Genomic DNA, 25212 nt, shown 5'->3' with positions numbered 1-25212 from the left:
GTTCAGGCCGGACTTGGCCCGAACGTTTCTTCCCGGTGCATCTGCCGTACCTGCCGCCGACTTGGACATGTTCCGCACCTGCAAGTCCTCGATACACACCATTGCGTGGTTTTGGCTGATCGTGGTTGAGGTCTTGTGCAGGTAGTCGCGGCGGGCATTACCGATGCGGAAATGGATGCGCTGGACTCGGGCTTTCGCCTTCTTCCAGTTGCTGCTGAACTTGGTTTTGCGGCTCATGGCCTGCTGCGCCTTGCGCAGTGCGGCTTCATGCCGCTTGAAGCTGTGCAGTGGCGCGTAGTACGTGCCGTCCGAAAGTGTGGCGAAGCGGGCTATGCCCATGTCGGTACCGACAGCACCGCCGTTGGGAATTGGCTGCTGCACCTCCCGCTCGGTCTGGATGCTCACAAACCACTTGCCGCAGGTCTGGCTGACTGGTGATGTTCTTCGCCACGCCGAGCACGGCCCGACTGCGGCGATAACGCAACCAGCCCAACTTGGGCAGGAAGATGCGGCTGTTGGACTGGTCGAGCTTGATCTGCTTCGGGTCTGGGTAGCGGAAGCTGTCGCGCCGGCCCTTCTTCTTGAAACGCGGGAAGTCGGCGCGCTTGGCAAAGAAGTTGGAATACGCCCGCTCCAAGTCCTTGAGCGTTTGTTGCAACGGATGGACGGGCGCATCCGCCAGCCATGCCGTCTGCGCGCTGTTGCGCCACTCGGTGAGCAGCTTGCACAGCCCGGCGTAGCCTAGCTTCTTCTCACTGTTCTCGTAGCGTTCTTTTTGCAACGCCAGCGCCTTGTTGAAGACAAACCGGCAGAGCCAGCGAAACGGCGCATCTGCCGCTCCTGATGGCCGTCGGGGCGTAGCTCGAACTTGAAGGCTTGAAGTCGTTGCATGGATCAATGATACTCTTGGTCTATGAGCGATGACAACGATATTCGACGCGGCAGACACTGCGTTTTTAAGATACACGTCCATTTGGTCTTTGTGGCGAAATATCGCCGCAGAGTATTCGATGGCGACGCCATTAACCGGTTGCGGACAATCTTTGCCAAGGTCTGCACCGACTTCGATGCACAACTGATCGAGATGGACGGCGAGGACGACCACGTTCACTTGCTGGTGGAGTACCTGCCGAAGGTCGCCGTCCTACTTTGCATCAAGCTGTGGCGGCGCTCCCATTTCCATGGTGCGCCAGTACATCGAACAGCAGCAGGCGCCGCACTGAAAACCAAGCCCCAGGACGGCTACGCCGTCCGCGCTATCCTTCCCCGCCATGAACGGCGGGGCTTGTCGCGCACCGGGTCAATAGAATACGCACAGCATCCGACACGGTGAGGCCCATGTTGTTGAGCACTTTCGTGGCCCGCTCTTTCAGAACGGGGTCGATGCGAGCTTGAACCAATGCACTGGCGGACATAGCGAGTCTCCTGTGGGATAGGCTTGAGACATCATGATTGCAATTCAATTGCATTACATCATCGAGGAAATCTGTACAAGCTCATCCAATCTGCACAGTCGTGTTCATCACTTTCCCAACTTGTCCATCTTGCTGTGCAAGCGTTGCTCTGGCCCTCGTACGCCCTAACCCGCAAATTTCACCAGTAACCCGCTAGCCTTGGTTTTCAGCGCTCATCAGGCAGCTGACGCTGGTGACAGGCTTGAGGTGCGAGGTTGAACGGTTTTTGATCAAATTCCAACAAAAACCCATCAAGAGAGGTGAGCGGGCTCAGCAAGTGGCGTCGGCCGCTGGCTCCGGCGGAAAAACAAAAGACACACCTATTTCGACCGCTATCCTCGCTGAAGAACAAGATCATTCATGGATGCGCCTCTCTTGCCGTCACATGGAAGAAAGCGCCTCAAGCACTGCGATAATGCCAGTGCCTTCGACCATGCAACGTCTACCCCGACTCAAGCGGCCAACAAAGCCTTGAACGCGTCTGCTTTCATGACGTGGGCCGTGGTGACCCCCACAATGGTGAGAATCATGCGGTGCAGGTCTTCGGCCTTGATCGCGCCATAGCCGATATCGGGATAGTCATAGGTCCCTATAACGTCCTCCAAGAAAGCCACCCGGTAGCCCCTATACATGGCGTCCCGGGCGGTGGCCAGGCAACAATCTTCTGAGGTCGCGCCGGCAATAGCAAGGCTTGTTATGCCCTTGCTGCGCAGGATCAGATCGAGATTGGTCTGGAAAAAAGCGCTGTATCGCTGCTTGCGCACAATGATGTCGCCCTCTTGCGGCGCGACCTCGGCAAAAATTTCAGCACCACGCTGGCCCTGTATCAGGGCCTGACGCTGCCCCAGACCAGGATAGATTTCTTGAAACAAGCCCATATCGGAGCCGTCATTATCGTGGGCGTGACGCGAATAAATCAGCTGAACACCCTTTTCACGGCAAAATGCGATTAATTCCTTGATCTTGGGCAGGTTGTCGTAAGCCATCGACGCATGCAGCGGCCCGCCCGGTTCGACAAAGTCGTTTTGCAGGTCTATCAGCAGCAGCGCCGTGTGATCCGGGTCGAGGGATTCTATTTTTAATGCCATGGTGGTTTCCTTGTAAACAAAAATCATTAAAAGTGTATGGGACCCAGCTATTGCGTGCAATCCACAAATCTTGAGCCTGTTCATCTCTCTTGATGGATTTTTGCTGGAATTTGATCAAGGAAGGTGATGGGCAGAAGGAAATCCCCCCCAAGATGCTTGAACAAACGCATCTTTTGGGGGAGTCTCTTGTTTTCCAAGACTCGAGACGCCGCCAGTGTAATGGGATGGTCGCAGGTGATCGTTTAATGCAAAGTGACAGGTCGTCGGCCGCAGCAATGCTTGTATTTTTTGCCTGAGCCACATGGGCATGGGCTGTTGCGGCCGATCTTGGGTGTGGTGCGCCTTATGGTATTTTGTGCCCGCTCGCCAACCAACCGCTCTCGTCGGGGCGCCCAGTATCGATCGATGCTCAATACGGCAGGTACCACGGCATCCATCCAGTGTTGGGCATCACCTTTCTTACGTATGATTTCCATGCCATCTTCCGTGCCCAGTCGCAGGAAAGGCGTCATCAAGCCCGGGTACTGCTCTGCCGCTTTCGCCGCGTCTGCTGCCCAAAGCCGCTCCCAGTCATCCGCATCAAACAGCTGCGTCGCTCTCAGGAACCCTTCGCACCATTCAGCAGCCCCCCAAACCGCCTGCCGCTTGAAGACGGGCTCGAAGGTTTCAGGATGTTCTTGAAACGTCTGAGTGATCTGATTCCACCAGCCCATGAGAAGGCCGATGATCTCATTGGCCTCATCCATAGACGCGAAATCCACGTCTTCGTGGCCGTGTTCGAAGTCCCAAACCCAGGGTAACCAAGCGGATGGCACGACCATGCGCGGACCAATGGCCAGTGCCGTGAGCCACCCCTCCAGAGTGGAGACGTCCATGGACGTCTCGGCAATACGACCGGAGGCGAGAAAATCGTCGAGGCGCTCGAGGTCGGCATCGTTCACGCACTGGGGAAATTTCATGACAGGCTTTGCGAAAGTGATACAGGTATAGACTAATTATCCTGCAATTCCGGGGTCCTGGTGGTTTTCTGCGCATCAGGTAGGGGTTTCCTTCGCCACCTGTGCAGGATCGCGTGCTCCGTGCCCCTGCTGCACGACGATGTGCAGAAAACGAAGCCGCCACTCCAGCGACCGGCGATAGGGTACATACGCTCCAGGGGCCAGCTTTGCCAAGCGGCGGCCTCGGCCACCACTTGATCGGTCACTGCGCTGATGAGCTCAGGCGAGACTTCCGTGCCATAAGTCCCGACGAGGAAGGCCTGGATCTCGCGCACGCTCATGCCCCGGGCATCTTGGCGCTCACCCCGTTGCGTTCATCGGCCTGTCTGGCCACCTGGGCCGCAATAATAGATGGCCTCTTGTGTTTCACCGGCATGTCCATGGGCGTTTCCCTCTCATGATATGCCTTGCCTAAAAAATTCCGAGCACTCTTGAAGAAACCGCAAGTATCGTACCTCAAAAAGAAAATGGCAAACCACAACAGCCAGTGCCCGCAGACAACAAGTGCTCGCCACTCAGAAAGCTCAATACATCGCGATCGTTGCACCTCCCGCGCCTGAGTCACCACGAAAGAGCAATCCATAGTCTCTCGTGCTTCTATGAAATGGCGGCCGTGCTATCGGACTCCCTTCTGAATGGATCGTGTCACCCTAGTGGCCAACCCTAGGCTTAGAACCCAACAAATGAATGCCGATAACGCGAGCTCTATGATGATCAAAAGCAGTAAAGGAGAATCCTGGAGGAAATTAACGGCAGCCTTGCTTATGATCTGGATGAAAAACCCATGCCATACATATATCGACAATGAGGCTACGCCAAATGTGATCAGCAGGCTACTGTATCGCGCAAACATCAATATAGAAAACACGCCGATAGAGGATATCAACAGCACAGATAACTTCTGCATAATACCGCTTGGCCCGTGGTAACCCATTTGAGCGTAAGAGAAGCTACCCCATAGCATTCGAACATCAAATCTCGGCACAATTAAGAATATGCCGATCAATACAAATACTGCAATAATGAGCCATTTACCTGTATTATGATGTTTTATCCAGGATATAATTTTTCGGCCGTACACCAAGCCGCCGACAAAAAATGGCAGAAATGACAACGTCCTGGCGATGCTCAATGGATATCCGATCTGCGGTACCAATAGAAATGTCACTGACACCAAGACGCTCACTGTTATTGGAAAGGACAGCCTGAAAAATACCGGTGAAACAAGTCTCCATGTCGCAAGGCTCAGGAAATACCAAAGGAGCCAATAAGGGGAAAAAACCCGCAAATACCATGATGTCGAGCCAGTTACAAGAAAATTTACCAATTCGTAAATCAGATCAAACACCACAAGAAGCACTACGATCGGCAAGACCGAGTGATAAAGATCCCTCCTTGATTCATATTGCTTTGTTAACAAACCTGACACAAATGCAAACAGTGGCATGTGAAAGGAATATATGAACTTGTAAATACTTTCGATATCAGGGCGAAACGAATACGGTTCGATCAGATGTCCAAACACAACCAATAGTATCAAGATGCTCTTGACAGCATCAACGTAGGCGTCTCTGAGCACGCGTTAAGTCCATATAGATTGTGTTTTCAACCGATGGTAATCAGCTACGCCGAGCAGGTCAGGCTCGGTCTGCGTCCGCACCATAATCAGCCCATGCAAGCCACTCTCTCAACAAGAGCCATCCGCCGCATGCTCTTCGGCTGACACCAGTTCGCCCGTCTCGAAATGCAGCGTGAAGTGGCGAGCCGCACCGGATGGTGTGCCATCCAGATGCAAATCCAGCTGGCCACCCTGCAGGTCGGCGCTTTTTACGCAAACCGGGGTCTCTTCGCGCCAGACCTGGGCGCTGACGTCCTGATATTTCTGCCGCAGTTCAGCCCGGTACGATGCGCCATCCAGGCTTTCCCAGTACCACGTGCCTGCCACACGCGCAGGGACGATCCATTTATAAAGCGTACTGCCGGCAACACTCACGCGTTCGTCAGGCCGCCAGTCTCCCATATCGAAGGCATGTGACACGATACGCGCACCCGCCTGAAGCGTTTTCAATAATCGGGGCCGCAATTTCACATTGATGCTGTCCAGCAAATACAGCACCACGACGGTGGCATCATGATAATCCGCCTTGAAGAAGTCTTCTTCGATGAAGTCGACCAAATGCTCGACACGGGAATGCGCGGCATATTCCATGGCATCTGCAACACGCGCCGGATCCAGTTCGATGCCGACGCCGCGAGCCTTCCGCCGCATGGCAGCAGCCACCAGAAACCGCCCATCGCCGGCGCCCAGATCATATAGAACGTCGTGACGGCCGACATCGGCCAGATTCAGCATGGCTTCGACCACGGCCTCCTCGGTGGGCACGAACGGCACGTCCAGGAAAATTTCCGGTTCTTTGACGCAATCGTCTAATCCGTCGACAAGATCTCTGAACAATTGATTGACCCAAATGAAATCGCCTCGAATGGCGTGTTTTTGTCCCGGGCCAGTATAGCAACCCAGATTCCCATGACCACCAGACGTGGCCGCCATCAAAGCCACGGCGCCAGGGCCTGATCGGCCACGTCGGCCCAGCCCCGGTTGGCGCTTGGATTGGCCGGGCTGGGATGCAGCAGGTAGGCCGTCGGCAGCGCATCGCCGACAATCCCCTGCGCACGGCCATGGGCAAAACGGCCGATACCGACGACGACACGCGGCCTGATCGCATGAATCACCGCACCCAGCGCGGCGTCGCAGATGCCGAACAAGGGCTCACGCTCGGCCTTGCGCAGATGTTCCGGAACCAGGTTGCGGTTATTGCGCAAGAACAGCAAGGGACAGTAGTTCCAGACGAAGACGTCCTGGAAGAATGGATCCGGGTGACCGAAATGCCGCTGCGCCCAGCCCCAGAAGCGATCCCCGCTGCCTTCACTGCGGTGGCAGGCAAACCCGGTGATGGGATATTTTTCGTGCTGGTCGGGCAGTGGCCCGCCCAGCGGATGTTCGATTTTCAGCCAATCACGCGTGATGGAAATCGCCCCGAAGGGCACGCCCGTCTGCGCCATGCCCCATGGGCCGGGGTTCATGCCGACCAGCAGGATCCGGCCTCTGCGGCTGCCATAGCGCTGCAAGTAATCGCGGTGTGCCGGCCACATGTAGATCAGCGGGTTGTAGACGTGGCTGGCGCTGGGGAAGGCCAGCACCTGCAGGCTGCCGGCAAGCACACGGGCAATGGCCGTGCAGGCGTTGTCCGGATCCGAATCGAGATTTTCCGCCATTTATTCTGGCTTGCGCGCCAGCAAGGTGGCAAACTGCAAACGGGCGCCATGATGCATGGTGCCCGGATCTTCGTTGTACTTGACGAGCTCCCAGCCCGCATAGGCCTGACTCAGTTCACCCGGCCTCAGCGTGAAGGGGAAGTTCATGGGGCATGGATACGCATCCGTATCCATGGCACACACGATCAGGTTGTAGCCCCCGGGCACGGTGTGCTGCTGCATGTCGGACAGCACGGCCGCCACGCGCGAGGCATCGATGAACATCAGGGTGACGGTGCAGGCGATGAAGCCATACTCTGCATCGATGCGAGCCTGCTGGATATCGTAGACCCGCGGCCTGAGCGTACGGATCCCTTCCTGGTCGACGATGGACTGCAGCCGGTCGATGGCATCGGGGTTGACGTCGACGGCCGTCACCTCGAAACCGCGCTGGCTCAGGTAAAGCGCGTTGCGCCCGGTCGAACACCCCATGTCCAGGGCCCTGCACGGCTCGATGAGCTCGCAGGCCTGCACGACTTCGCTGTGGGCCGGGTTCAGGCCGTAGCGGCTGTTCAAATCTTCCATCGACTGACATCCTAAAAATTCATGAATGCGTCCAGGGTACACCCCTCACGCCCGAAAACAGGGGATTCACAGCCTGCCGAGTCGCATATTGATGGGCCAGTGTACTGCCCGGCGATGCGACGGATCCCCCCAAAGCGCCGCCAGGTCGGCGGCAAAACCCTGCAGGACGTCGTCGCGCGCCGCTTCGCGCAGGCGACGCACGGCAGACCAGGTGGCAATGTAACCCAGCAGGTCGTCAAGGCACCAGGCCAGGCGAATCTGCAGGCGGGGTGGCGTGCGCTCATCGAACGGAAAAGGCAAGCCGGCATAGCCCGTGTCGACCAGTGCGCGCTCTGCTGGCCAGTAGGGGCCGATCTCGTCATGATAAAACCGGCTGAAACGCACATCCAGTGCATCGTCCAGCTTCAGCACGCCGTAACTGACCAGCGCCAGGGCGGCACCCGGCTGACCGATGCGGCGCACCTCTTGGTAGAAGCGTGGCAGGTCGAACCAGTGCGCGGCCTGCGCCGCGACGATCAGCCCGGCTCCGTGGCGCGCGACCGGCAGGGCCTCTGCCGTGGCATACACATAATCCACGCGCGGATGCGCCGTGGCATGGGTGATCTGGTCGGCACTGGGATCCACGCCCAGTACGCGGTCGAAGTGTCGGGCCAGATGAACGGCCAGCTGGCCGCTGCCGCAACCGACGTCGACGGCCAGCGTCCTGCCCGCCGACACGGACGCGAGATACTGCGCGAGTTCAGGGGGATAGCCTGGGCGAAAGCGCGCATAGGCTTCACCCCCCTGATCGAACCAGTTCTGACGGATTACGGCCTTACGGGGTATCGACACACTCACACCTAGGGTAAACACGGATCGCCCAGCCGCGCTGGACCAGGCTAAATCACCGCAACCGACACCGTAATCCGTATGGACGCTTGATTGCAAGCGCGCAAAGGAATCCCCGATGAAAAAAGCCTTTTTGCTACTCTCCCTGGCAGCCATGTTCAGCAGTCCCCTCGCAGCCCAGGAAATCGACCCGGGCTTATGGCGGGTGAACACCACGGTCACTGGCAATGAAATGGGGCAGCAGATGCGCGCCATGTCGCAGGCCATGCAGATGCTCGAAAACCAGTCGCCCGAGGTTCGCCGCATGATCGAGCAGCAAATGGGCGGCATGCTGGGCATCGATATCCAAACCCGCGACGGCGCCCCGACCGTTTCGATGAATGTCTGCATCAGCCCCGAAGATGCCAAAAGCGGCCCGATCCAGAATGGCCGAACCGACGGCGACTGTACCTACCAGGACGTCAAGCAGCAGGGCAACCGCTGGAGCGGAACCCTGGTCTGCGATGGCGACGGCTTCCAAGGCACGGGCCAGTTCACCGCCACCATCCACAGCAAGCAGCACTATACGTCCCAGGCCACGCTCCAAAGCCCGAAGATGGGAACCATGGAGCTGGCCATGGAAGGCCGGCTGCAGGCGCCTGCATGCGGCTGAGCCTCAAAATGTCCAAATCGTCGAGCGCCTGCCGGTTGTGCTCGGCCATGAAACGGTCGGCAAACGCTTGCGCGGATTCGAGCATGGCGAAGGATTGCTGTGCCATGGCCTCCTGCAAGGCGGTGACGATGGCGCTTTGGCCAGGTTTGTTCGGTAATGCCATGACATGATCCAGAATATGGTTTTACTCAATGTGTGTTTACCAAATGTAACCCCGCTGGTGGCACCCGCACACCTGCCGTGGGTACCTGGCCCGGGCGTCCGCCCGCGCTAGCCCGCGGGCCGCTGCGCCAGCGCCCAGGCCACGTGTTCTCGCACCAGGGCACTGTCATGATCGGCGCGGCTCAGCAAGGCGGCGCGCAACGCCCGGGCTTGCACGTCGTCGGCATCGCGCAAGGCATTGCCCAGTGCCACCGCAATATTGCGCAGCCAGCGTTCATGATTGATGCGCCGGATCGGGCCGCCTTCGGTGCGCTTGAGAAACGTGTCCTCATCCCAGGCAAAGAGTTCGATGAGCTGGCGCCCGACCAGGGGCGAGCGCTCATCGAAATCGGGCAGCTCGGACGTCTGCGCGTACTTGTTCCAGGGGCAGATCGTTTGGCAATCGTCGCAGCCATAAATATGATTGCCCATCAGCGGGCGCAGCGCCTCGGGGATCGGGCCATGGTTTTCGATGGTGAGATACGAAATGCAGCGGCGCGCGTCGACCACGCCAGGCGCAACGATGGCGCCCGTTGGACAGACGTCGATGCAGGCCGTGCAGGTACCGCAATGGGCGCTGACCGGATCGGTGGGCTCGAGTTCGAAGTCTACGAAGATCTCGCCCAGAAAGAACATCGATCCGGCATCGCGCGAAAGCACCATCGAATGTTTGCCGCGCCAGCCTTGGCCACTGCGGCGGGCCAGCTCTTTTTCCAGTACCGGCGCCGAATCGGAAAAGACGCGGTAACCAAACGGCCCCACCAGCGTCTCGATTTGGTCGCACAGTTTTCGCAGGCGCGACCGCACGACCTTGTGGTAATCGCGGCCGCGGGCATAGAGCGACACCACCCCTTCGCCGGGGTTGTCCAACCGGGCGCGTTCGCGAGCGGGCCAGTCGGGTGCCGTGCCGCGCGGCAGATAGGGCATGCGCGCAGTGATGACGCTGACCGTGCCGGGCACGAGTTCGGCCGGACGCGCCCGCTTGAGGCCGTGCCGCTCCATGTAGTGGAGCTCGCCATGATGACCCTGGGCCAGCCACTGCAACAGATAGGGCTCGGCCGACGATAAATCGACCCCCGAAACACCAATCTGGGAGAACCCCAATGCGCGTGCCCAGGCCCGAATCTGTTCCATCCATTGACGACGGCTATCCATCAAAAAATTGTAGTAGAAATGGCATCGCCGCAAAAGCCGAGTGCCCGGTTCGCTGCGACACAAGCGCGCCTGCCACACCCGCACGCGGCCCGTCGTATGATGTTCAATGGCACCCGAGGCCGACGCTGGCCTCTCGCCGATCCCGTGAACAGCCATACTCGCCGCACCGTCACGTCTGCCCCCTACTGAACCGAATCCGAACCGCGGCGCGTCCAACCGAGGACCTCTGGAGATGTCGAAATTTCATGACTGGACGGATTTTCAATTTTTCCTGACCGTAGCCAGGGTGGGAACCGTGTCCAAAGCCAGCCTGCGACTGGGCGTGGAACACTCGACCGTATCGCGACGGATCGACCGCCTTGAAACACTGGTAGGTGCCGTGCTGTTCGACCGCAGCAAGAAAGGGTACGCTCTGACGGACGCGGGCCGATCCCTCGTGGGGCACGTTGAAGCCATGGAATCGGCACTCCATGAAGCCATGGAGAGCACCGTGGCGCGCTCTCGCTATGTCATGGGTACCGTACGGGTCGGCACGCCCGAAGCCTTTGGGGTGTGTGTGCTCGCCCCGCAACTCGAACGTCTGCATGCGGTGCAGCGAAAACTGCACATCGAACTGATCGCGCAGCCACAATACCCCAGCCTCGTGACACGTGAAGTCGATGTCATCGTGACACTGGATCCGCCGAAATCAGGCCGCTACACCATAACGCGGCTGGCCGAAATCGATTACTTCGTCTACGGCTCGCCAACCTACCTGAATCATCACCCATCCATCAAGACCATCGGCGACCTGGATGCCCACGCATTCGTCGACTATGTGCATGATGGGACCATGAGCGACCGCTTTCTTGTGCTCGAGGAAATCATTTCACAGCCACAGATCATCATGACGTCCAGCAGCATCCTGGCGCAACGGGCTGCGGCCGTCGCCGGGATGGGCCTGGTTCTGCTGACGCCATACGTGGCCGACGTGGCGGATGATCTGGTTTGCGTCCTGCCGGGCCAGCCCTTGGCCACCCGCAAGCTCTGGCTGGCCGCCCCCAATGATCTGTTCAAGACCAAGCGGGTACGCCTGGTATGGGATTTCATCTTGTCGATCATCACCGACGAGTCGCGAAAATTCCGCCGTTGACCCGTGTCGATGCGGCTTTTGGCGGCCTGCAAGGCAAGCCCCATGATCCTCTTACGGCGTCTCGTAGTCGAGCACGACCACTTGATCCGTGATCTCCTTGATTTTTTGCTTGAGGGGCGCATGCAGGGGCGTTTGCTGGTAATGATCGTGCGCGGCGCTGTCGACGAAGCTGGAAACAAAGGCATGGGTATAGCCAAAAGCACGCTCCGAACAATTAGAAACAAATTGCAGCGTTATCACACCGGGCAGTTCGCGTAAGGTGTCGCAGGCATCGTTGATATATTTGCAATCCTCTTCCGACAGCGTGTCGCGAAAATGAAGCATGACAACATGGTGGAACATGGTTTCCCCAATCATTTGAATATGAAATGAACCCTCACTATCTAGGAAATAGTGAGCCCGCCGTCTACTGAAAGAATATGGCCTGTGGTCGACTTGGATTCATCCGATGCCAGATAAAGGGCCGCATAGGCGACGTGCTCGGGATCGATGATCCCAAACAATTGCCCGTCCAGAGACTTGGACGTGACGTTGTCTTCTTTCAGCAGCTTCAACACCCGTGCCGTGGCCGTCGCACCTGGCGCAACCGCATTCACGCGGATGTTGTACTGAGAATATTCGACCGCCATCGACCGGGTCAGTGCGCTGATCGCCCCCTTTGCCGCCGTATACGCGTCTTTGCCGTGTGTTCCAATCAGTGCAAATATTGAAGTGCAGTTGATGACCGAGCCCCCATGGCCGGCATCCATCATCGCCTGGATCCCGTAGCGACAGCCCAGCCAGGTGCCGAACAAATCCAGCTTGATCTTGCTCCAGAACTCTTCGAACGGCGCATCCGTGACGCGTGCGTCGCGCACCGTCGAGCCCCCCGCGTTGTTGTATATGATGTCGAAGCGGCCATAGCGCTGAACGGTAGAATCCACCGCGTTTTTGACGTCATCCGCTTCAGTGACGTCAGTCTGCACAAAAAGCGCCTCTCCGCCCAGCTCGCGGATCTTGGATACCGTCTCTTCGCCCGCAGCGGTGTCTTTCTCTGCAATGACGATCGTCGCTCCTTCATGGGCGAACCGCAGCGCGCTCGCGCGGCCGATCCCCATGCCGCCCCCTGTGATAAGCGCAACCTTTCCTTTCAATCGATCCATTTCACCTCTCCTTCGATTATCCTGATGCCAAAATCATGTTGCGATCATTTATAAACCCCTGGTACGCAGGGGTCTCGTGAAACCCCTGCTTCGACAGGGGTTTCATGGTCCGATCCGACGCGGCAATGCCTACTTCTTTACCAGGCGGCAAGTGCTTTCAGCCAATGGCAGATAGGCGTCGTCGCCTTTCACCACTGCCTCGACAGTCGCCAGATCCCAGTCATTTTTGGACTCGCTGGGCGCCTTGATCTTCATCAAATACATGTCATGGACCATGCGGCCGTCATCCCGAATATACCCGCCTTGCGCAAACATGTCATTGATCGGCAATTCTTTCATTTTTGCGATCACCGCCTCGGCATCCACGGTGCCGGCGGCCTGAATGGCCTCAAGATAATGCATCACCGCGGAATATGCGCCAGCCTGTATCATCGTCGGCATGGCGTTGTGCTTTTCGTAGAACCGGTTCGACCATTCCCGGGTCTCATCGTTGCGATCCCAGTAGAACCCAGTCGTATATTGCGCGCCCTGCACGAGATCCAGACCGACACCCTTGATATCCGTTTCGAAGATGTAAAACGGCGCGATGATCTGCTTTTGGGAAATACCGAACTCGGATGCCTGACGCAGGGTGTTCTGCAGATCCTTTCCGGCGTTGGCCAATGCAATGACGTTGGCGCCAGAACCTTGCGCCTGCATCAAGAACGCGCCGAAGTCTGCCGACGACGCCGGGTGCTTCGAACTACCCAATACCTCGCCCCCAAGCTCTTCGATGGCCTTGGTGGCGTCGTCTTGCAAAGAGTGGCCGAAAGCATAGTCGACCGTAATGAAATACCAGCTCTTGTTGCCAGCCTGCGTCAACGCCTTGGCCGTGGAGTTTGCCAGCGAATAGGTATCGAATACGTAGTGAACCCCGTACGGCGAACAATCATCATTCGTCAGCCGGGACGTGCCGGAACCGGCAAATATCACGACCTTCTTCTTTTCTTCTCCAAGTTTCTGAAGCAGAAGTGCCGACGAAGAATCGGCTGATTCTATGATCATGTCCACCTTGTCGCGGTCATACCACTCGCGTGCCCGGGCCGACGTGACGTCGATCTTGTTCTGATAATCGGCCGTGAGCACCTCGATCGGCCGATCGAGCACCTTGCCGCCGAAATCCTCTACGGCCATTTCCGTGGCCAGTACCACGCCAGGGCCGCCAAAGGCAGAATAAGGCCCGTTCATGTCGACTAAAACGCCAATCTTCACTGGTTCAGCGGCAAAAGCCGTAGGGACCATGAACTGGCTTCCCAGGCTGGCTGCCAGCGCGATAGAAAGAGTCATTGCTTTCATGTCGTCTCCAATAATATAGGATCAATAAGCATCCCAAGCGGCAACATGCCACCCGCTCCGCTGCTGAAACGCAGATCCGGAAAAGTGGTACAGCCCGGGATATTGTGCCTTGTGATGAATACTGCCGATGAAGCAGTATTGGTAACATAAGAACTATTGTTTCATCATGTGAATTCAACGGATCAAGATCATTTAAACAAACCTCCAAATAAACAATGGTCATAACCCCGTGTCGACGCTCGCAGGATTACCCTATTTGCCAGAACCCGACGCTGTTTGCCGCAACCCGCCGGACGAAGCAGTTTCATGGCTGGCACCAGGCTACCGCAAAGTGTCGCGCAGATACTCTATGGATACTGGATTTTCCAAGGACGATAGGTCTCCTAATGGCTCATTATTGTAAATATTGCGAATGACCCGGCGCATGATTTTTGAACTGCGGGTTCGGGGCAGCTGGTTCACCAAATAAACTTCGCTGGGCCGGAACGGATGACCGAGTTTTCTGCCAACCTGTTCTTTCACGTTGTCCGTCAATGCATCGGCATCGGCCGTCGACAGCGTTTCAGTGCGGCTGGGTACGACAAAGACGGCAATGTGCTGGCCGGTACGGGCATCGTCAACGCCGATGGCGGCAGCGTCGGCGACGGAATTCATTTCAAGGACAGCGTCTTCCACCTCTGCCGGGCCCACACGTTTTCCCGCCACTTTCATCACATCGTCCGCGCGACCCTTTATGTAGAAAAACCCTTCGGCATCGCGCAGGGCCAGATCGCCATGCACCCAGACGCCGGGTAACCGATTCCAATATGTATTGATATAGCGTTCATCGTCATTCCAGAATGACCGTGTCATTCCGATGAATATGCCACGCACGACCAGATCCCCGACCTCGTTGGTCACGGAGGCCCCGCTGCGGATGTCGACGACGTCGACCGGCGTGCCCAGGCTGGGGGTGTTGAAAGATGCCGGATCGATCGGGCGCAGAACCGTACTGGTCAGCAGCGCGCCACCGACTTCCGTGCCGCCGGTATAGTTCAGGACAGGCGCTACGCCCTTGCCGAAACTGGCATGAAACCAGGAAAAAATCTCGGGGTCTATGGTCTCGCCCGCGGTGATCAGAATCTGTATCGATGACGTGTCGTATCTGAGCGATTCGGCTTCGTGTGACGCCAGTGCCCGAATGAGCGTGGGTGAAGCGCCGAAATGCGTGACGTGATACTGGCTGATGATTTCCCCATAACGCGACCAGCCAGGAAAATCGGGCGCGCCATCATACGTGACCATGGTCGCACCCAGCATCAATGTCGCCACCGGGGCGATCGACCCGACGATCCACCCCATGTCTGCGGGCCAAAAGAAGACCGAGCTTGAATCGATGTCCAGATGCATCGATGCATCACTGAGAATGCGCAGGACGAAGCTTCCGTGTGTATGTACGATGCCTTTTGGCTTTCCGGTCGTTCCCGAGGTGTAGATCAGCAAGAAGGGATCATTGGGGTCTGTCACCGCGCAAGGCAAGGTGGTGGGCGGCGTCTCGCTGACCTCTTGGAACGACAGCCCCTGCGGGATGTCTTGCGTGGCCGCTTGCGGTTTCCATATGATGGTATCAAGCGCGGGCAGCTCGCTTGCGGCATCTTGAACCAGCGCGACGAGATCGATGTATTTTCCGCGGCGCAGAAAACCCGTTGAAGAAATCAGAATACGAGACTGCGATGCCGCAAGACGGGCAACGACCGCGTCGACACCATAGCCGGAAAACAGCGGCACGACGATGCCGCCCAGGTAAATGATTGCGAGATAGCTGACATAGGCCTCGGTGCCGGATTCCATGAGCAGACCGACACGGTCGCCGCGCGAAACACCGAGCCTTGCGAGACCCGCGGCGAAAGACCTGACCTTCTGGTGCAGCTGGGCATAGCTGAGCGTCGTATGACCACCCGCCTCGTGCACGGCGATGATGGCCGCGGCGTCGCGGTGTTCGCGATTCTCAGACCATTTGAATATCGTTTCAATCCAGTTCAGCTTGCCGCCTGGAAACCACCGTGGATATTCGATTCCTGCTGATACATCGACTAATTTATCGTACGGTTTGGACCAAACCACACCACAGAATTCACCCAGGGCTTTCCAAAACTGGTCGGAGTGCTGCAATGAAAAATCATACAGCGCATCATAATTTTTAAGGCCAAGTTGACGCATGAGTTTATAGGCACCCGAACGCGCCGTATAGGCATCCCGGGGTTGCCAACGAGAACCGGCATATTCTGACCGTGAAACCGATTCGTTGCTGCCGTTTGACAATTTCATGATTTTGCTGAGTTCGATTGGTATTGAGACACTTTGGCCTTGCCTTCTATTATGCTTAAATCTGTTTATGTGACAACGACAAAATATGCAAACTTATTGTGCAAAAAAAGGGTATCGAATCACCCAATAAAAACAAATAGGCCAATAAATCACGCCAGGACACGCCCTCATGGTGCAAAGCATGAAACATCAACCATCTGTACTAGACTGACGAAGATAATAAAATGATTGATTAAACTAATATCAATCGATTCGGCACTCAATCCACCACTATGCTCACCCCCCTACGCATCGACGCACCGTCCGAACTCCCCCGGTCGGATCCAGACGCTGCCGTTCTGGCCATCGATCTGGGCTCCGCGCGGCTGAAAGGCGCCTGGGTTCGGTCCGATGGGCGCCTGGGGCCGGTGCTGAGCGTCGATTCGCCCGTACGGGTTCCCCGCCAGACGCCCGAAGGGGTCTGGCAGGCCGTGAACGGCCTGATGGCCGCACTGCTGCACCAAGCCGACGCACCTGCGACCGTGCAGGCGCTTGCACTCACGGGGTTGACCCGTAGCCACGTGTTCCTGGATCCAGAGGGGCAAGAAGATGTCCGCCTGGTGCTTTGGGACGACCCCTACGGCGAAGCCTGCGCCGCGCAGGTGGCAGCCGCCTATGGCGTGCCGGAAACTCGCAGCTTCGGCGCGTTCCACCCACTGGCCAGGCTGGTGCAATGGCGGCACGATCACGCGCACGCGCCCCGGGCCATGCTGGAACTCAAAGACTGGCTGAACTACCGCCTGACGGGTGTGTTGGCGACGGACACGGTCGTCTATGGCCGGTTGTGGTCCGATACGGTCACGGTGGCACAGGTGCTCGAGCGGCTGGGCATGGCCGCTTCCTCGATCCCCGCCCCGCAGGCCGCGGAAACCATCCTCGGCAGGGTGCAGGCACCGCTGGGCAAGGGGCTGGAGCGCCTGCTGAACGTACCCGTGGCCGTCAGCAGCTTCGACACCTGGTGCGCCACGCTAGGCATGGGCGCCATCCACGAAGGCGGCGTCTACGATATCTCGGGGACCTCCGAAGCCATGGGCGCCTTCTATGCCCAGCCCCGGCATCCGCCGGGCGCGGTCTGTCTGCAATGGACGCACACGCTCTGGCACGTCGGCGGCCCCTGCCAAACCGGGCTGGGAACACTCGCCTGGTTTGCGCGCCGCTTCCTGGAGACGGACGACCCAGCCGCCACGCTGGCGGCGGCCAGGCAATCGACCGCATCCGAGCCGCCTTTGTGCCTGCCCTACGTGTCCGGCGAACGCATGCCGTGGTGGGACGCCGATTTATCCGCCAGTTTTCACGGCGTCCGGGGGCATCACACGCGGGCCGATTTTGCACGCGCCGTCGTAGAGGGCCTGGCGTTGGCGCATCGCGCCGCACTGGATGAAACCGGGCTGCGCACCGCGGGCGGTGTCATTCACATGGGGGGCGGCGGCAGCCGCCTGCCCGACTGGTGCCAGACGCGCGCCGATGCGTTCGCCATGCCGTTCCTGGTGGACGAGAATGCAGAATCGGCGTTGACGGGCGCGGCCTTGGCGGCGAGCGTGGCGCTTGGTTATCATCCCACACTATCCTGCGCACAAAACGCAGTCAGACAACGCAGCCGGCGGGTGGTGCCCGACCCCGCCCGTGTCTGCTATTTCGAAGAGCGGCTCACCATGTTTTCTCAGCTCCTGCACCAGGCCCTGCACACATGACGACGGGCCACCCCTTTCTGGGCCGCGCCCCAGGCGAGCGCTGCCATGGCCCCCGCTGACCCGGGCTGGCAGGCCTGGCTGGGCCGCTACGGTACCTGCCTGGCGGGCATCGTGCTGTTCCTGATCTTTGCGCTTTCCGCCCCGAACTTTCTCGTTCTGCAGAACCTCAGCAATATCGTGCAGCGCAGCACCTTCATGGCGCTGCTGGGGATGGGGTTCGCCCTCGCACTGCTGGTCGCTGAACTCGACCTGTCCTTCGCCAATGTCTGCAGCCTGGCGGCCGTCATCGTGGGCGGGCTCATCCAGGGCGGCCAGGCGCCCGAATGGGCCGTGCTCGCCGGGCTCGCCGTGGGCACGGCGGCCGGGATCCTCAACGGTCTGCTGGTGACGCTGCTCAGGATCCCTTCGCTGATCGCGACGCTGGCCATGGCGTCCGTCGCCACGGGATTCTCTTTCATGATCACCGAAGGGGTCGCTTTCGTCGGCCAGTGGGACCCGCGCTTTCTTTGGATCGGGCGCGGCACCATGTTCGGCATGCCCGCGCTCATTTTCTGGCTGATCCTTGCCAGCCTGGCTGCGGGGTTCCTCTTGAAGCAGACCCGGCTGGGCTTCCGCATGCTGGCCACGGGCGAGGCCGCAGAGGCCACCCGGCTGGCGGGGGTCGACGTGCGGCGCATCAAGATCATCGGCCTGGCCCTGTCGGGCCTGGCCGCGGGGATCACGGCCGTGCTCATGACGGCAAACCTGGCATCCGCGGCACCAGACTCTGCCAGTGATCTGATGCTCACCTCGATTGCAGCCGTCTTGCTGGGTATGACCATGTTCGAGCCAGGGCGCCCCAACATCCCCGGCACGCTCGTCGGCGCCCTGATGATCGGCATGCTCGGCAACGGGCTGGTGCTGCTGGGGGTCCAGTACTATGTACAGGATATTCTGCTCGGCCTTATCATTGTGCTTTCGGTGGCCTCGTCGGCATCGGTACTCAAGAAGGCCGCCTTTTCCCTCTGATTCATCAGAGGCAATCACCGGAGAAAATCAAGATGGCTGCTCTTCTGACGCGCTTTGCCGGCGCCTTGCTGATGTGTATCGGCGTGTCCAGTCTGGCCTGGGCCGCCCCCACCGTCACCATCATCGGCTTCCAGATGTCCTCCGAGACGCATGCGCGTGTGGCCAATGCAGCCGCCGACGCGGCGCGCGCCCAAGGATGGGACGTACAGGTGCTCAACAGCAAGGGCGACATGCCCACGCATATCCAGCAATTGCAGACGGCGATTTTATCCAAACCGGCCGGCATCATCGTAGCGATGGGCAAACCGCTGCAGGCCGAAGAGCAATTCAAGGCGGCCCAAGAGGCCGCAATCCCGGTGGTCACGGTCATGAGTGGCACCAGCCCCTTCGTTCTCTTCGACATCGCCGTCAATGAATACGCGGCGGGCGCCACAGCGGCGCTGTACCTGATGGACCACCTGAACTACCGGGGCAACATCCTGACCGAGCGCTACGAAGGCAATGCCGGCACCCGCATCCGGGGCAAGATTCTGGATGTCGTCCTGAGCGAGAATCCGGCCGTGAAGGAACTGGGCGCCAACACCATGGCGCGCGCCTCCTCGTGGCGCAATGACGTCAAGGCGGGCATGAGCGCGCTGCTGCTCAAGAACCAGGGCCAGGTCGACGGGATCTGGGCCTCGTTCGACGGCCAGGCCTACATCATCGACGACCTGCTGCAACAAGAGGGGGCCAAGAAGGGGCACCCCGTCCTGGTCAGCATCGACGGCGGCCCCGAAACTTATCGGCGCATCGCGGATCCGCAATCGCTGATGATGGCCACCGTCGCCATCCCATTCGAAAAAATGGGCACCACGGCGTTCGAGGCGATCGCGCAGACCCACGCCGGAAAATCCCTGTCCGACATGGGTCAGCAAGGGCCGTACCTGTACATGAATGCCGAACTGATCGACGCGAACAACGTTGCACAGTATCTGAACTGACCCCGTGCACCCAGACCGACCCCGCACCATGCCGCCCATCCTCGAACTGCGTCAGCTGGCCAAGCGGTATGGCGGCGTCGAAGCCCTGAGGGGGGTCGATCTGTCCATCGAATCGGGTCAGGTGCTGGCCATTTGCGGCGAGAATGGCGCGGGCAAGAGCACCCTGATCAAGGTCGTGTCCGGCGCCCATGCCCGCAGCGCCGGCAGCATGTGCCTGCATGGGCGCGAGGTCAGCTGGAACTCGCCGCACGACGCCCTGGCGCACGGCGTCACCACCATCTACCAGGATCTCGCCCTGGCCCCACGCCTGAGTGTCTGGCAGAACATTTTCATCGGGTCCGAAATCCGGCGCCGCATCCTGCCTGGCTGCCACGTACTCGACAAGCCCGCCATGCGCGCCGGTGCGCGCGATTACCTGCAGCGCCTGCACCAGCGGATCACGGACGTGGATCGCGCAGTCGAAGGGTTTTCCGGCGGGCAGCGGCAGGCGATCGCCATCGCCCGCGCCCTGCGCTGGGAGGCCCGGCTGGTGATCATGGATGAACCCACGGCCGCACTGGGCGTGGCCGAAACCGCCGAAGTCCTCGCCTTGATCCATCATCTGAAGGCCCAGGGCGTCGCCGTGCTGCTGATCAGCCACAGCATGGAAGACGTCGTTCGCGTGGCCGATCGCGTAGTCATCCTCAAGGCCGGTCGGGTGGCGGCCCAAGGCCCGGCAGCCGACCTGTCGGCTACGTCGCTGGCCCAGGCGGTGATGACCGGCATCTGGCCTTCCGGGCCCCACTGAATTTCCTTGCCTGGCCCTGCCTATGGACACACGACGCCGCGCCCTGTTGCTGAGCACACTCGCGTCACCCGTGCTGGCGCGTGGCGCCGGGGCGACTCCCACGGCCATCACGCCGGATGACTTCATCGCCCTGTGTGCGCAGCTCTGCCGGCAGCCGGTCACCGCGCTGGATCGTGACATGGCCGGGCGCATTTTGCAGATCTGTCTTCAAGAAGGGAAAATGGCCGCCTTGCACACCTTGCTGGCGGCACCCGATACGCCGTCGCCGCTGGCCTCCGAACTGCGCAGCGCCTGGTATTCAGGCCTGATGCCGGGTGCCTCCGGCCTCCAGGTGGTGGGCTTCCAGCACGCCTTGGCCTGGAACAGCACGCACTTTCTGCACGTTCCCGGTATCTGCGGCGGGCCGACGGGATACTGGTCCCGGCCCGCCGATGCCTGATCCTGATCGACTCGCCATCCTGTCCAACGATCCAGGAAATGCCATGACCCAGCCCCTGCAAGCAGACATCGTCATCGTCGGTTCCGGTATCGCTGGCGCGTTGGCAGCCCACGCGCTGGCTCAGGCGGGGCTGGACGTCGTCATCCTCGAGGCCGGCCAGCCCGTGGACCGGGCGCAAGCCTTGCAGCATTTCTGGGACGCCGCCGGCAAGGCGCCCGACGCGGCCTATCCGGCCCAGCCGCAAGCCATGCATCCGGTCTCGGATCAACCCGACCGCTGGTATCAGCAGGCCGGGCCCGATCGGTTCAAAAGCAGCTACCTGAAGGTCGTGGGCGGCACCACCTGGCACTGGCTGGGCACCTGCCTGCGCTTGCTGGCGTCTGATTTCCAAACCCGGACACGGTACGGCTATGGGGTGGACTGGCCGATTTCCTATGAAGAGCTCGAGCCGTATTACTGTCTGGCCGAACAGGCCCTGGGGGTCTCGGGCTCATCGTCCGAAGACCTGGGCTCGCCGCGCAGCCAGCCATTCTTGCTGCCGGCCATCCCGCAAACCTATCTGGATCTCGAACTGGCCCGGGCGCTGGCCGACACCCCGTTTCGGGTCCAGGCCACCCCGCAGGCCAGAAATTCGGTGGTTCATGACCAGCGGCCCGCCTGTTGTGGCAGCTCCAGCTGTATCCCGGTTTGCCCGGTCCAGGCCAAATACGATGCCACGGTCCATCTGAAAAAAGCGCAGGCGGCGGGCGCGCGCCTGCTGGACCAAAGTACGGTGGTGCAATTGATCCCCGATGCCCGGGGGAAGATCGCCTCGGCGCGATTCCAGCGCTGGGACCAATCCGAATGGCATATCCAGGCAAGAATCTTCATCCTGGCCTGCAATGCCATCGAGACGCCGCGCCTGCTGCTGGCCTCGCACACGGCAGCCTGGCCCCAAGGCCTGGCCAATCGATCGGACCAGCTGGGCAGAAACCTGATGGACCATCCCACACAGCTATCGTGGGCGCTCAGCGAGGCCCCCGTCTACCCGTATCGGGGCCCCCTCTCCACCTCGGGGATCGAAAACCTGAGAGACGGCGATTTCCGCCGCACGCGCAGTGCCTATCGCATAGAAATCGGCAACGATGGCTGGAACTGGCCAACGGGTGCGCCCATGACACTGGCGGCCGAACTGGCCGGGCGCGGCCTGGCCGGCAGTGCGCTGGACAAGGCCCTGGCCCACCAGGCATCGCGCCACTTGCGCCTGGCGGCCCTGATCGAGCAACTGCCGCAAGCCGCCAATCGGGTCACCCTGCATCCCGACAAAAAAGATGTCTACGGGGTGCCACTGCCCCATATCCATTACCGGGTCGACGACTACGCACGCCAGGGCATGGCCAGCGCGCGGGAAGACCATCACGCGATCTTCCAGAAAATGAAAGCCAGCGAGATTCACCACGCCGGCGAGTTTTTTGGTGCAGGTCATATCATGGGCACCTGCCGCATGGGATCCGACCCCAGGCAGTCGGTGGTGGATGCCCGCCTGTGCAGCCACGACCATGATAATTTGTATGTTCTCGGGTCCAGCGTCTTTCCCACCGGCGGTACCGCCAACCCGACACTGACGATCGCTGCCCTGAGCCTGCGCGCGGCCGGCCACATCAAGCGGCGCATGCAGGCCTGAAACATCTTGCCAAGGCCGACGAAGCGCCTGCGTCCTTTAAAATCAAGGTACGGCATCCACCCCGATTATTGCTATGCTGTAAGAACGCCCGGATCAGCGCCCATAGGCCGCGTGATCGGCCGAACATTCGACGGACATGATTTCTTCAAGGGCCTACAGACCACGCGATGGATCAGCTCGACATACGGACCTTATTGGTCGTATCCATCTTCGTCCTGTTCCTCCTGGCCAGCCTGATGCTGCTGGCCAGCCTGCAGGTCAGGCGTGACCCCTGCCTGCTGTGGGTCTCCGCGGGGCTCGCGCTGGCGGGCCTGGGCATCACCTGCAGCGCACTGTCCGGTCATGCCAACCTGGTGTTCCAGGTGATCTGGCTCGGCAACGTCCTGCTGGTCAGCGCGCATGCCAGCATATGGACGGCCCTGCGGCGCTTTTCGGGCCGGCCCACCCACTGGTGGCTGTTCGCCGCCGGCGGGGTGGCGTGGACGCTGCTGTGCCTCGTGCCGGGCTTCCTGGAAGCGCCATCGCTCAGGGTACTGACGTTCTCCATCCTGTGCGGTGCCTATTTTGCGGCTGCCATCGCCGAAATCCTGCCGGGTTGGCGCCGCAGCATGCAGACGGTCATTCCCTTCCTGGTGATTCTGACGGCCTACATCGTGGCCTGTACCTACCGTGCCATTCATTGGCACATGAAATCCCAGTTCTGGGTGCTGCGCTCGGATAGCTCCATCACCCTGTTCATCCTGATGCTCATGGCCATCGGGGTCGCGTTTTCATCCCTGATCCTCGTCCGCGGCCGCGAAGAGGCCCGGTATCGACACGCGTCGCAGCACGATGGCCTCACGGGGCTGCTCAACCGGCGAGCGCTGTTCGAGCGCGCCGAACCGCTGCTCGACACGCTGGCACACACGCGCCAGGATGCGGCCCTGCTCATGTTCGATCTGGACTGGTTCAAACAGGTCAACGATCTGCATGGGCATCGTACGGGCGACCATGTCCTGCAGGATTTCGCATCCTCGCTGTTCGACTGCACCGACCCCGACAAGGAACTCTGTGCCCGGGTGGGCGGAGAAGAGTTCGTGGTCCTGATACCGGGCGCAGACCGCCATGCCGTTCACGCCCGGCTCGAGCGCATCCGCGCACAATGGGCAGACCGCAGCCAGCACCAGCCTGTTTCCGTGTCGGCCAGCGTAGGGATCGCCCTGGCCAGCGATGCGGGCTACCGCCTGGACGCGCTCCTGCAGGCGGCCGACCAGGCCCTGTACCAGGCAAAAGCCGATGGTCGCGATTGTGCCCGGTTCTGGTCCGATGGCGCCATCGAACCCCTTCATTTGCACCGGCATGGCATCATGACATCATGATACCGGGCGCGCGCCTTTCGGCAGCCCGGCCCACCGACCCCTCCCCGAGGCCCCGATGAATCTCGAACCGTTTTTCCGCCAGATCCTGGATGCTCGACAGCCCGATCTCGAACAAAAAGAACAGCTCTGGGACCGGCGCGCCGATGAAGTCAGCACGTTTACCGTCGCACCGGACGACGTCGCCATGCGCCTGGTGCGCCAGAACATGGACATGCGCGGCAAATCCGTACTGGACATCAGCTTTGGCGGCGGACGCCACCTGCTCGAGTTTCTGCGTCAAGGCGCCCGGATCAGTGGCGTGGAGATCTCGGCCGGCATGCTGGCGCATACCCACCGCACCCTGCAGGCCAGCGGCCTGGCCTACGGCCCCGAAAACCTGGTGCAGTCGGCCTGGGAGACACTGGATCTGCAGGCACAGGGCTGGCAGGGCGCCTTCGATCTGGTGTTTCTGCACATGAGCCCGGCCATTTCCAGCGTGGCCATGCTCGAAAAAGTGTTGCAGGCCAGCCGGCAAGCCGTCTGCATTACGCTGTATACGCATCGCGAAGACAGCCTGCTGCAGACCTTGCTGACAGGCTTTGGGCTGGCGCAGGGCCCCGGCGGCGTCAAGCTGGCCGACGATCTCTACGCCATCTTCAACCTGTTGTACCTGTGGGGCTATTGCCCCCAGCTGCAATTCGAAGAACGGGTGCGGACCCATCACCATGACCCCGACCACGTGCTCGAACGCTACGCCAGCTGGCTATGGCGCGGTGCCGAATATACCGACGTGCGTCGCCAGGCCCTGCGCGATACGCTGCATCACAGCGCGATCGACGGCAAGGTGAGTACGACCAGCCGCGATATCATCGGGCACCTTTGGGTGGACGTGACCCGGCCGATCCGGCCCGCTGCCTGACACGGCAGATGGCGCGGCCAACAGCCCCACCGCCCGCGCACGCCGAAGGCGGCTGGCTGGAAACGGCAGGCCGAATCAACCGCCCTGGCACACATCGACCCAGCGCGCGCCGACGAGCGCCGCCAAGTGGGCGGGCTGGATGCGCACCGCGCTGTTCAGCGACCCCGCCGCCGGCATGACCACGTCGTATTGCTGCAGGCGGACGTCGCAATAGACC

24 protein-coding genes and 2 pseudogenes are annotated in these 25212 nt (G+C 60.1%); 11 read left to right on the top strand and 15 right to left on the bottom strand.

What is annotated here, in order from left to right; genetic code table 11:
- Positions 1-891: pseudogene (locus WCZ84_RS09605) on the bottom strand (RNA-guided endonuclease InsQ/TnpB family protein); the annotation flags it as partial.
- 22 nt (positions 892-913) lie between these two features.
- On the opposite strand from WCZ84_RS09605, the gene tnpA reads away from it, so the two are divergent.
- On the top strand, positions 914-1333 hold the full coding sequence (gene tnpA, locus WCZ84_RS09600; RefSeq protein WP_372686050.1) for an IS200/IS605 family transposase: 420 nt from the start codon (positions 914-916) through the stop codon (positions 1331-1333).
- Here tnpA and WCZ84_RS09595 read toward each other — a convergent pair.
- From WCZ84_RS09595 to WCZ84_RS09555, 9 genes and pseudogenes are all read right to left on the bottom strand, one after another.
- The gene (locus tag WCZ84_RS09595; RefSeq protein WP_372686049.1) at positions 1257-1415 is read right to left on the bottom strand and encodes a type II toxin-antitoxin system RelB/DinJ family antitoxin; all 159 of its coding nucleotides are present in this window, start codon (positions 1413-1415) and stop codon (positions 1257-1259) included. The two genes, tnpA and WCZ84_RS09595, sit on opposite strands and share 77 nt — an antisense overlap.
- A gap of 491 nt (positions 1416-1906) precedes the next feature.
- Positions 1907-2542, bottom strand: a complete 636-nt coding sequence (locus WCZ84_RS09590) for a cysteine hydrolase family protein (RefSeq protein ID WP_372686048.1) — start codon at positions 2540-2542, stop codon at positions 1907-1909.
- Positions 2543-2784: 242 nt separating this feature from the next.
- The gene (locus WCZ84_RS09585; protein WP_372686047.1) at positions 2785-3501 is read right to left on the bottom strand and encodes a UPF0149 family protein; all 717 of its coding nucleotides are present in this window, start codon (positions 3499-3501) and stop codon (positions 2785-2787) included.
- Positions 3502-3677: 176 nt separating this feature from the next.
- A pseudogene (locus WCZ84_RS09580) lies at positions 3678-3830 on the bottom strand (transposase); the annotation flags it as partial.
- Between the two features lie 326 nt (positions 3831-4156).
- Positions 4157-5065 (bottom strand): acyltransferase family protein, encoded by a 909-nt coding sequence (locus WCZ84_RS09575; RefSeq protein ID WP_372686052.1) that lies wholly within the window; start codon positions 5063-5065, stop codon positions 4157-4159.
- A gap of 162 nt (positions 5066-5227) precedes the next feature.
- On the bottom strand, positions 5228-6091 hold the full coding sequence (locus WCZ84_RS09570; protein ID WP_372686051.1) for a class I SAM-dependent methyltransferase: 864 nt from the start codon (positions 6089-6091) through the stop codon (positions 5228-5230).
- A complete protein-coding gene (locus WCZ84_RS09565; RefSeq protein ID WP_372686046.1) occupies positions 6091-6816 on the bottom strand; it encodes a uracil-DNA glycosylase family protein in 726 nt (241 codons plus the stop codon). Before WCZ84_RS09565 ends, WCZ84_RS09570 begins: the two co-directional genes overlap by 1 nt.
- Positions 6817-7380 carry a tellurite resistance methyltransferase TehB gene (tehB, locus tag WCZ84_RS09560; protein ID WP_372686045.1) on the bottom strand — a complete coding sequence of 188 codons (564 nt, stop codon included), beginning with the start codon at positions 7378-7380 and terminating at the stop codon, positions 6817-6819. It lies immediately after the preceding gene.
- A gap of 66 nt (positions 7381-7446) precedes the next feature.
- On the bottom strand, positions 7447-8211 hold the full coding sequence (locus WCZ84_RS09555; protein WP_372686044.1) for a class I SAM-dependent methyltransferase: 765 nt from the start codon (positions 8209-8211) through the stop codon (positions 7447-7449).
- Between the two features lie 115 nt (positions 8212-8326).
- On the opposite strand from WCZ84_RS09555, the gene WCZ84_RS09550 reads away from it, so the two are divergent.
- Positions 8327-8860, top strand: coding sequence for a DUF3617 domain-containing protein (locus tag WCZ84_RS09550; protein ID WP_372686043.1), 534 nt, complete (start codon positions 8327-8329; stop codon positions 8858-8860).
- Positions 8861-9130: 270 nt separating this feature from the next.
- Here the strand turns inward: WCZ84_RS09550 and queG are convergent, their stop codons facing one another.
- A complete protein-coding gene (queG, locus tag WCZ84_RS09545) occupies positions 9131-10195 on the bottom strand; it encodes a tRNA epoxyqueuosine(34) reductase QueG (RefSeq protein ID WP_372686042.1) in 1065 nt (354 codons plus the stop codon).
- A gap of 253 nt (positions 10196-10448) precedes the next feature.
- Here queG and WCZ84_RS09540 point away from each other — a divergent pair, with 253 nt between their 5' ends.
- Positions 10449-11348: a LysR family transcriptional regulator gene (locus WCZ84_RS09540; RefSeq protein ID WP_372686041.1), complete on the top strand. Its 900-nt coding sequence runs from the start codon at positions 10449-10451 to the stop codon at positions 11346-11348.
- Positions 11349-11399: 51 nt separating this feature from the next.
- Here WCZ84_RS09540 and WCZ84_RS09535 read toward each other — a convergent pair whose 3' ends face one another.
- The 4 genes from WCZ84_RS09535 to WCZ84_RS09520 form a co-directional block, all read right to left on the bottom strand.
- Positions 11400-11690 (bottom strand): Dabb family protein, encoded by a 291-nt coding sequence (locus tag WCZ84_RS09535; protein WP_372686040.1) that lies wholly within the window; start codon positions 11688-11690, stop codon positions 11400-11402.
- 41 nt (positions 11691-11731) lie between these two features.
- On the bottom strand, positions 11732-12490 hold the full coding sequence (locus tag WCZ84_RS09530) for an SDR family NAD(P)-dependent oxidoreductase (protein WP_372686039.1): 759 nt from the start codon (positions 12488-12490) through the stop codon (positions 11732-11734).
- A 129-nt stretch (positions 12491-12619) separates the two neighbouring features.
- Complete coding sequence (locus WCZ84_RS09525; RefSeq protein ID WP_372686038.1) at positions 12620-13825, bottom strand: ABC transporter substrate-binding protein; 1206 nt, start codon at positions 13823-13825, stop codon at positions 12620-12622.
- A 321-nt stretch (positions 13826-14146) separates the two neighbouring features.
- Positions 14147-16132, bottom strand: a complete 1986-nt coding sequence (locus tag WCZ84_RS09520; RefSeq protein ID WP_372686037.1) for an AMP-binding protein — start codon at positions 16130-16132, stop codon at positions 14147-14149.
- Between the two features lie 272 nt (positions 16133-16404).
- Here WCZ84_RS09520 and WCZ84_RS09515 point away from each other — a divergent pair, with 272 nt between their 5' ends.
- The 8 genes from WCZ84_RS09515 (at position 16405) to WCZ84_RS09480 (ending at position 24995) form a co-directional block, all read left to right on the top strand.
- A complete protein-coding gene (locus WCZ84_RS09515; RefSeq protein ID WP_372686036.1) occupies positions 16405-17862 on the top strand; it encodes an FGGY-family carbohydrate kinase in 1458 nt (485 codons plus the stop codon).
- A 45-nt stretch (positions 17863-17907) separates the two neighbouring features.
- The gene (locus WCZ84_RS09510; protein WP_372686035.1) at positions 17908-18870 is read left to right on the top strand and encodes an ABC transporter permease; all 963 of its coding nucleotides are present in this window, start codon (positions 17908-17910) and stop codon (positions 18868-18870) included.
- A 32-nt stretch (positions 18871-18902) separates the two neighbouring features.
- A complete protein-coding gene (locus tag WCZ84_RS09505; RefSeq protein WP_372686034.1) occupies positions 18903-19850 on the top strand; it encodes a sugar ABC transporter substrate-binding protein in 948 nt (315 codons plus the stop codon).
- A gap of 4 nt (positions 19851-19854) precedes the next feature.
- A complete protein-coding gene (locus tag WCZ84_RS09500; protein WP_372686033.1) occupies positions 19855-20637 on the top strand; it encodes an ATP-binding cassette domain-containing protein in 783 nt (260 codons plus the stop codon).
- Positions 20638-20659: 22 nt separating this feature from the next.
- Positions 20660-21076, top strand: a complete 417-nt coding sequence (locus WCZ84_RS09495) for a sugar dehydrogenase complex small subunit (RefSeq protein WP_372686032.1) — start codon at positions 20660-20662, stop codon at positions 21074-21076.
- Between the two features lie 43 nt (positions 21077-21119).
- On the top strand, positions 21120-22739 hold the full coding sequence (locus WCZ84_RS09490; RefSeq protein WP_372686031.1) for a GMC family oxidoreductase: 1620 nt from the start codon (positions 21120-21122) through the stop codon (positions 22737-22739).
- 167 nt (positions 22740-22906) lie between these two features.
- Positions 22907-24097, top strand: coding sequence for a diguanylate cyclase domain-containing protein (locus WCZ84_RS09485; RefSeq protein WP_372686030.1), 1191 nt, complete (start codon positions 22907-22909; stop codon positions 24095-24097).
- 55 nt (positions 24098-24152) lie between these two features.
- The gene (locus WCZ84_RS09480; protein WP_372686029.1) at positions 24153-24995 is read left to right on the top strand and encodes a class I SAM-dependent methyltransferase; all 843 of its coding nucleotides are present in this window, start codon (positions 24153-24155) and stop codon (positions 24993-24995) included.
- The last annotated feature ends 217 nt before the right edge of the window (positions 24996-25212 follow it).

It is taken from the genome of Castellaniella sp., assembly GCF_041675725.1.
GTDB lineage: Bacteria > Pseudomonadota > Gammaproteobacteria > Burkholderiales > Burkholderiaceae_B > Castellaniella.
This window is presented reverse-complemented; position numbering and strand designations above follow the sequence as displayed.

Excerpts from the sequence above, each read along its gene's own strand:
- WCZ84_RS09495 (WP_372686032.1), top strand. The coding sequence starts at position 20,660 with ATGGACACACGACGCCGCGCCCTGTTGCTGAGCACACTCGCGTCACCC.
- queG (WP_372686042.1), bottom strand. The coding sequence starts at position 10,195 with ATGGAACAGATTCGGGCCTGGGCACGCGCATTGGGGTTCTCCCAGATT.
- WCZ84_RS09585 (WP_372686047.1), bottom strand. The coding sequence starts at position 3,501 with ATGAAATTTCCCCAGTGCGTGAACGATGCCGACCTCGAGCGCCTCGAC.
- WCZ84_RS09570 (WP_372686051.1), bottom strand. The coding sequence starts at position 6,091 with ATGGCGGCCACGTCTGGTGGTCATGGGAATCTGGGTTGCTATACTGGC.
- WCZ84_RS09525 (WP_372686038.1), bottom strand. The coding sequence starts at position 13,825 with ATGAAAGCAATGACTCTTTCTATCGCGCTGGCAGCCAGCCTGGGAAGC.
- WCZ84_RS09520 (WP_372686037.1), bottom strand. The coding sequence starts at position 16,132 with ATGAAATTGTCAAACGGCAGCAACGAATCGGTTTCACGGTCAGAATAT.
- tehB (WP_372686045.1), bottom strand. The coding sequence starts at position 7,380 with ATGGAAGATTTGAACAGCCGCTACGGCCTGAACCCGGCCCACAGCGAA.
- WCZ84_RS09510 (WP_372686035.1), top strand. The coding sequence starts at position 17,908 with ATGGCCCCCGCTGACCCGGGCTGGCAGGCCTGGCTGGGCCGCTACGGT.
- WCZ84_RS09530 (WP_372686039.1), bottom strand. The coding sequence starts at position 12,490 with ATGGATCGATTGAAAGGAAAGGTTGCGCTTATCACAGGGGGCGGCATG.
- WCZ84_RS09540 (WP_372686041.1), top strand. The coding sequence starts at position 10,449 with ATGTCGAAATTTCATGACTGGACGGATTTTCAATTTTTCCTGACCGTA.
- tnpA (WP_372686050.1), top strand. The coding sequence starts at position 914 with ATGAGCGATGACAACGATATTCGACGCGGCAGACACTGCGTTTTTAAG.
- WCZ84_RS09535 (WP_372686040.1), bottom strand. The coding sequence starts at position 11,690 with ATGTTCCACCATGTTGTCATGCTTCATTTTCGCGACACGCTGTCGGAA.
- WCZ84_RS09485 (WP_372686030.1), top strand. The coding sequence starts at position 22,907 with ATGGATCAGCTCGACATACGGACCTTATTGGTCGTATCCATCTTCGTC.
- WCZ84_RS09590 (WP_372686048.1), bottom strand. The coding sequence starts at position 2,542 with ATGGCATTAAAAATAGAATCCCTCGACCCGGATCACACGGCGCTGCTG.
- WCZ84_RS09490 (WP_372686031.1), top strand. The coding sequence starts at position 21,120 with ATGACCCAGCCCCTGCAAGCAGACATCGTCATCGTCGGTTCCGGTATC.
- WCZ84_RS09515 (WP_372686036.1), top strand. The coding sequence starts at position 16,405 with ATGCTCACCCCCCTACGCATCGACGCACCGTCCGAACTCCCCCGGTCG.
- WCZ84_RS09550 (WP_372686043.1), top strand. The coding sequence starts at position 8,327 with ATGAAAAAAGCCTTTTTGCTACTCTCCCTGGCAGCCATGTTCAGCAGT.
- WCZ84_RS09480 (WP_372686029.1), top strand. The coding sequence starts at position 24,153 with ATGAATCTCGAACCGTTTTTCCGCCAGATCCTGGATGCTCGACAGCCC.
- WCZ84_RS09505 (WP_372686034.1), top strand. The coding sequence starts at position 18,903 with ATGGCTGCTCTTCTGACGCGCTTTGCCGGCGCCTTGCTGATGTGTATC.
- WCZ84_RS09595 (WP_372686049.1), bottom strand. The coding sequence starts at position 1,415 with ATGTCCGCCAGTGCATTGGTTCAAGCTCGCATCGACCCCGTTCTGAAA.
- WCZ84_RS09565 (WP_372686046.1), bottom strand. The coding sequence starts at position 6,816 with ATGGCGGAAAATCTCGATTCGGATCCGGACAACGCCTGCACGGCCATT.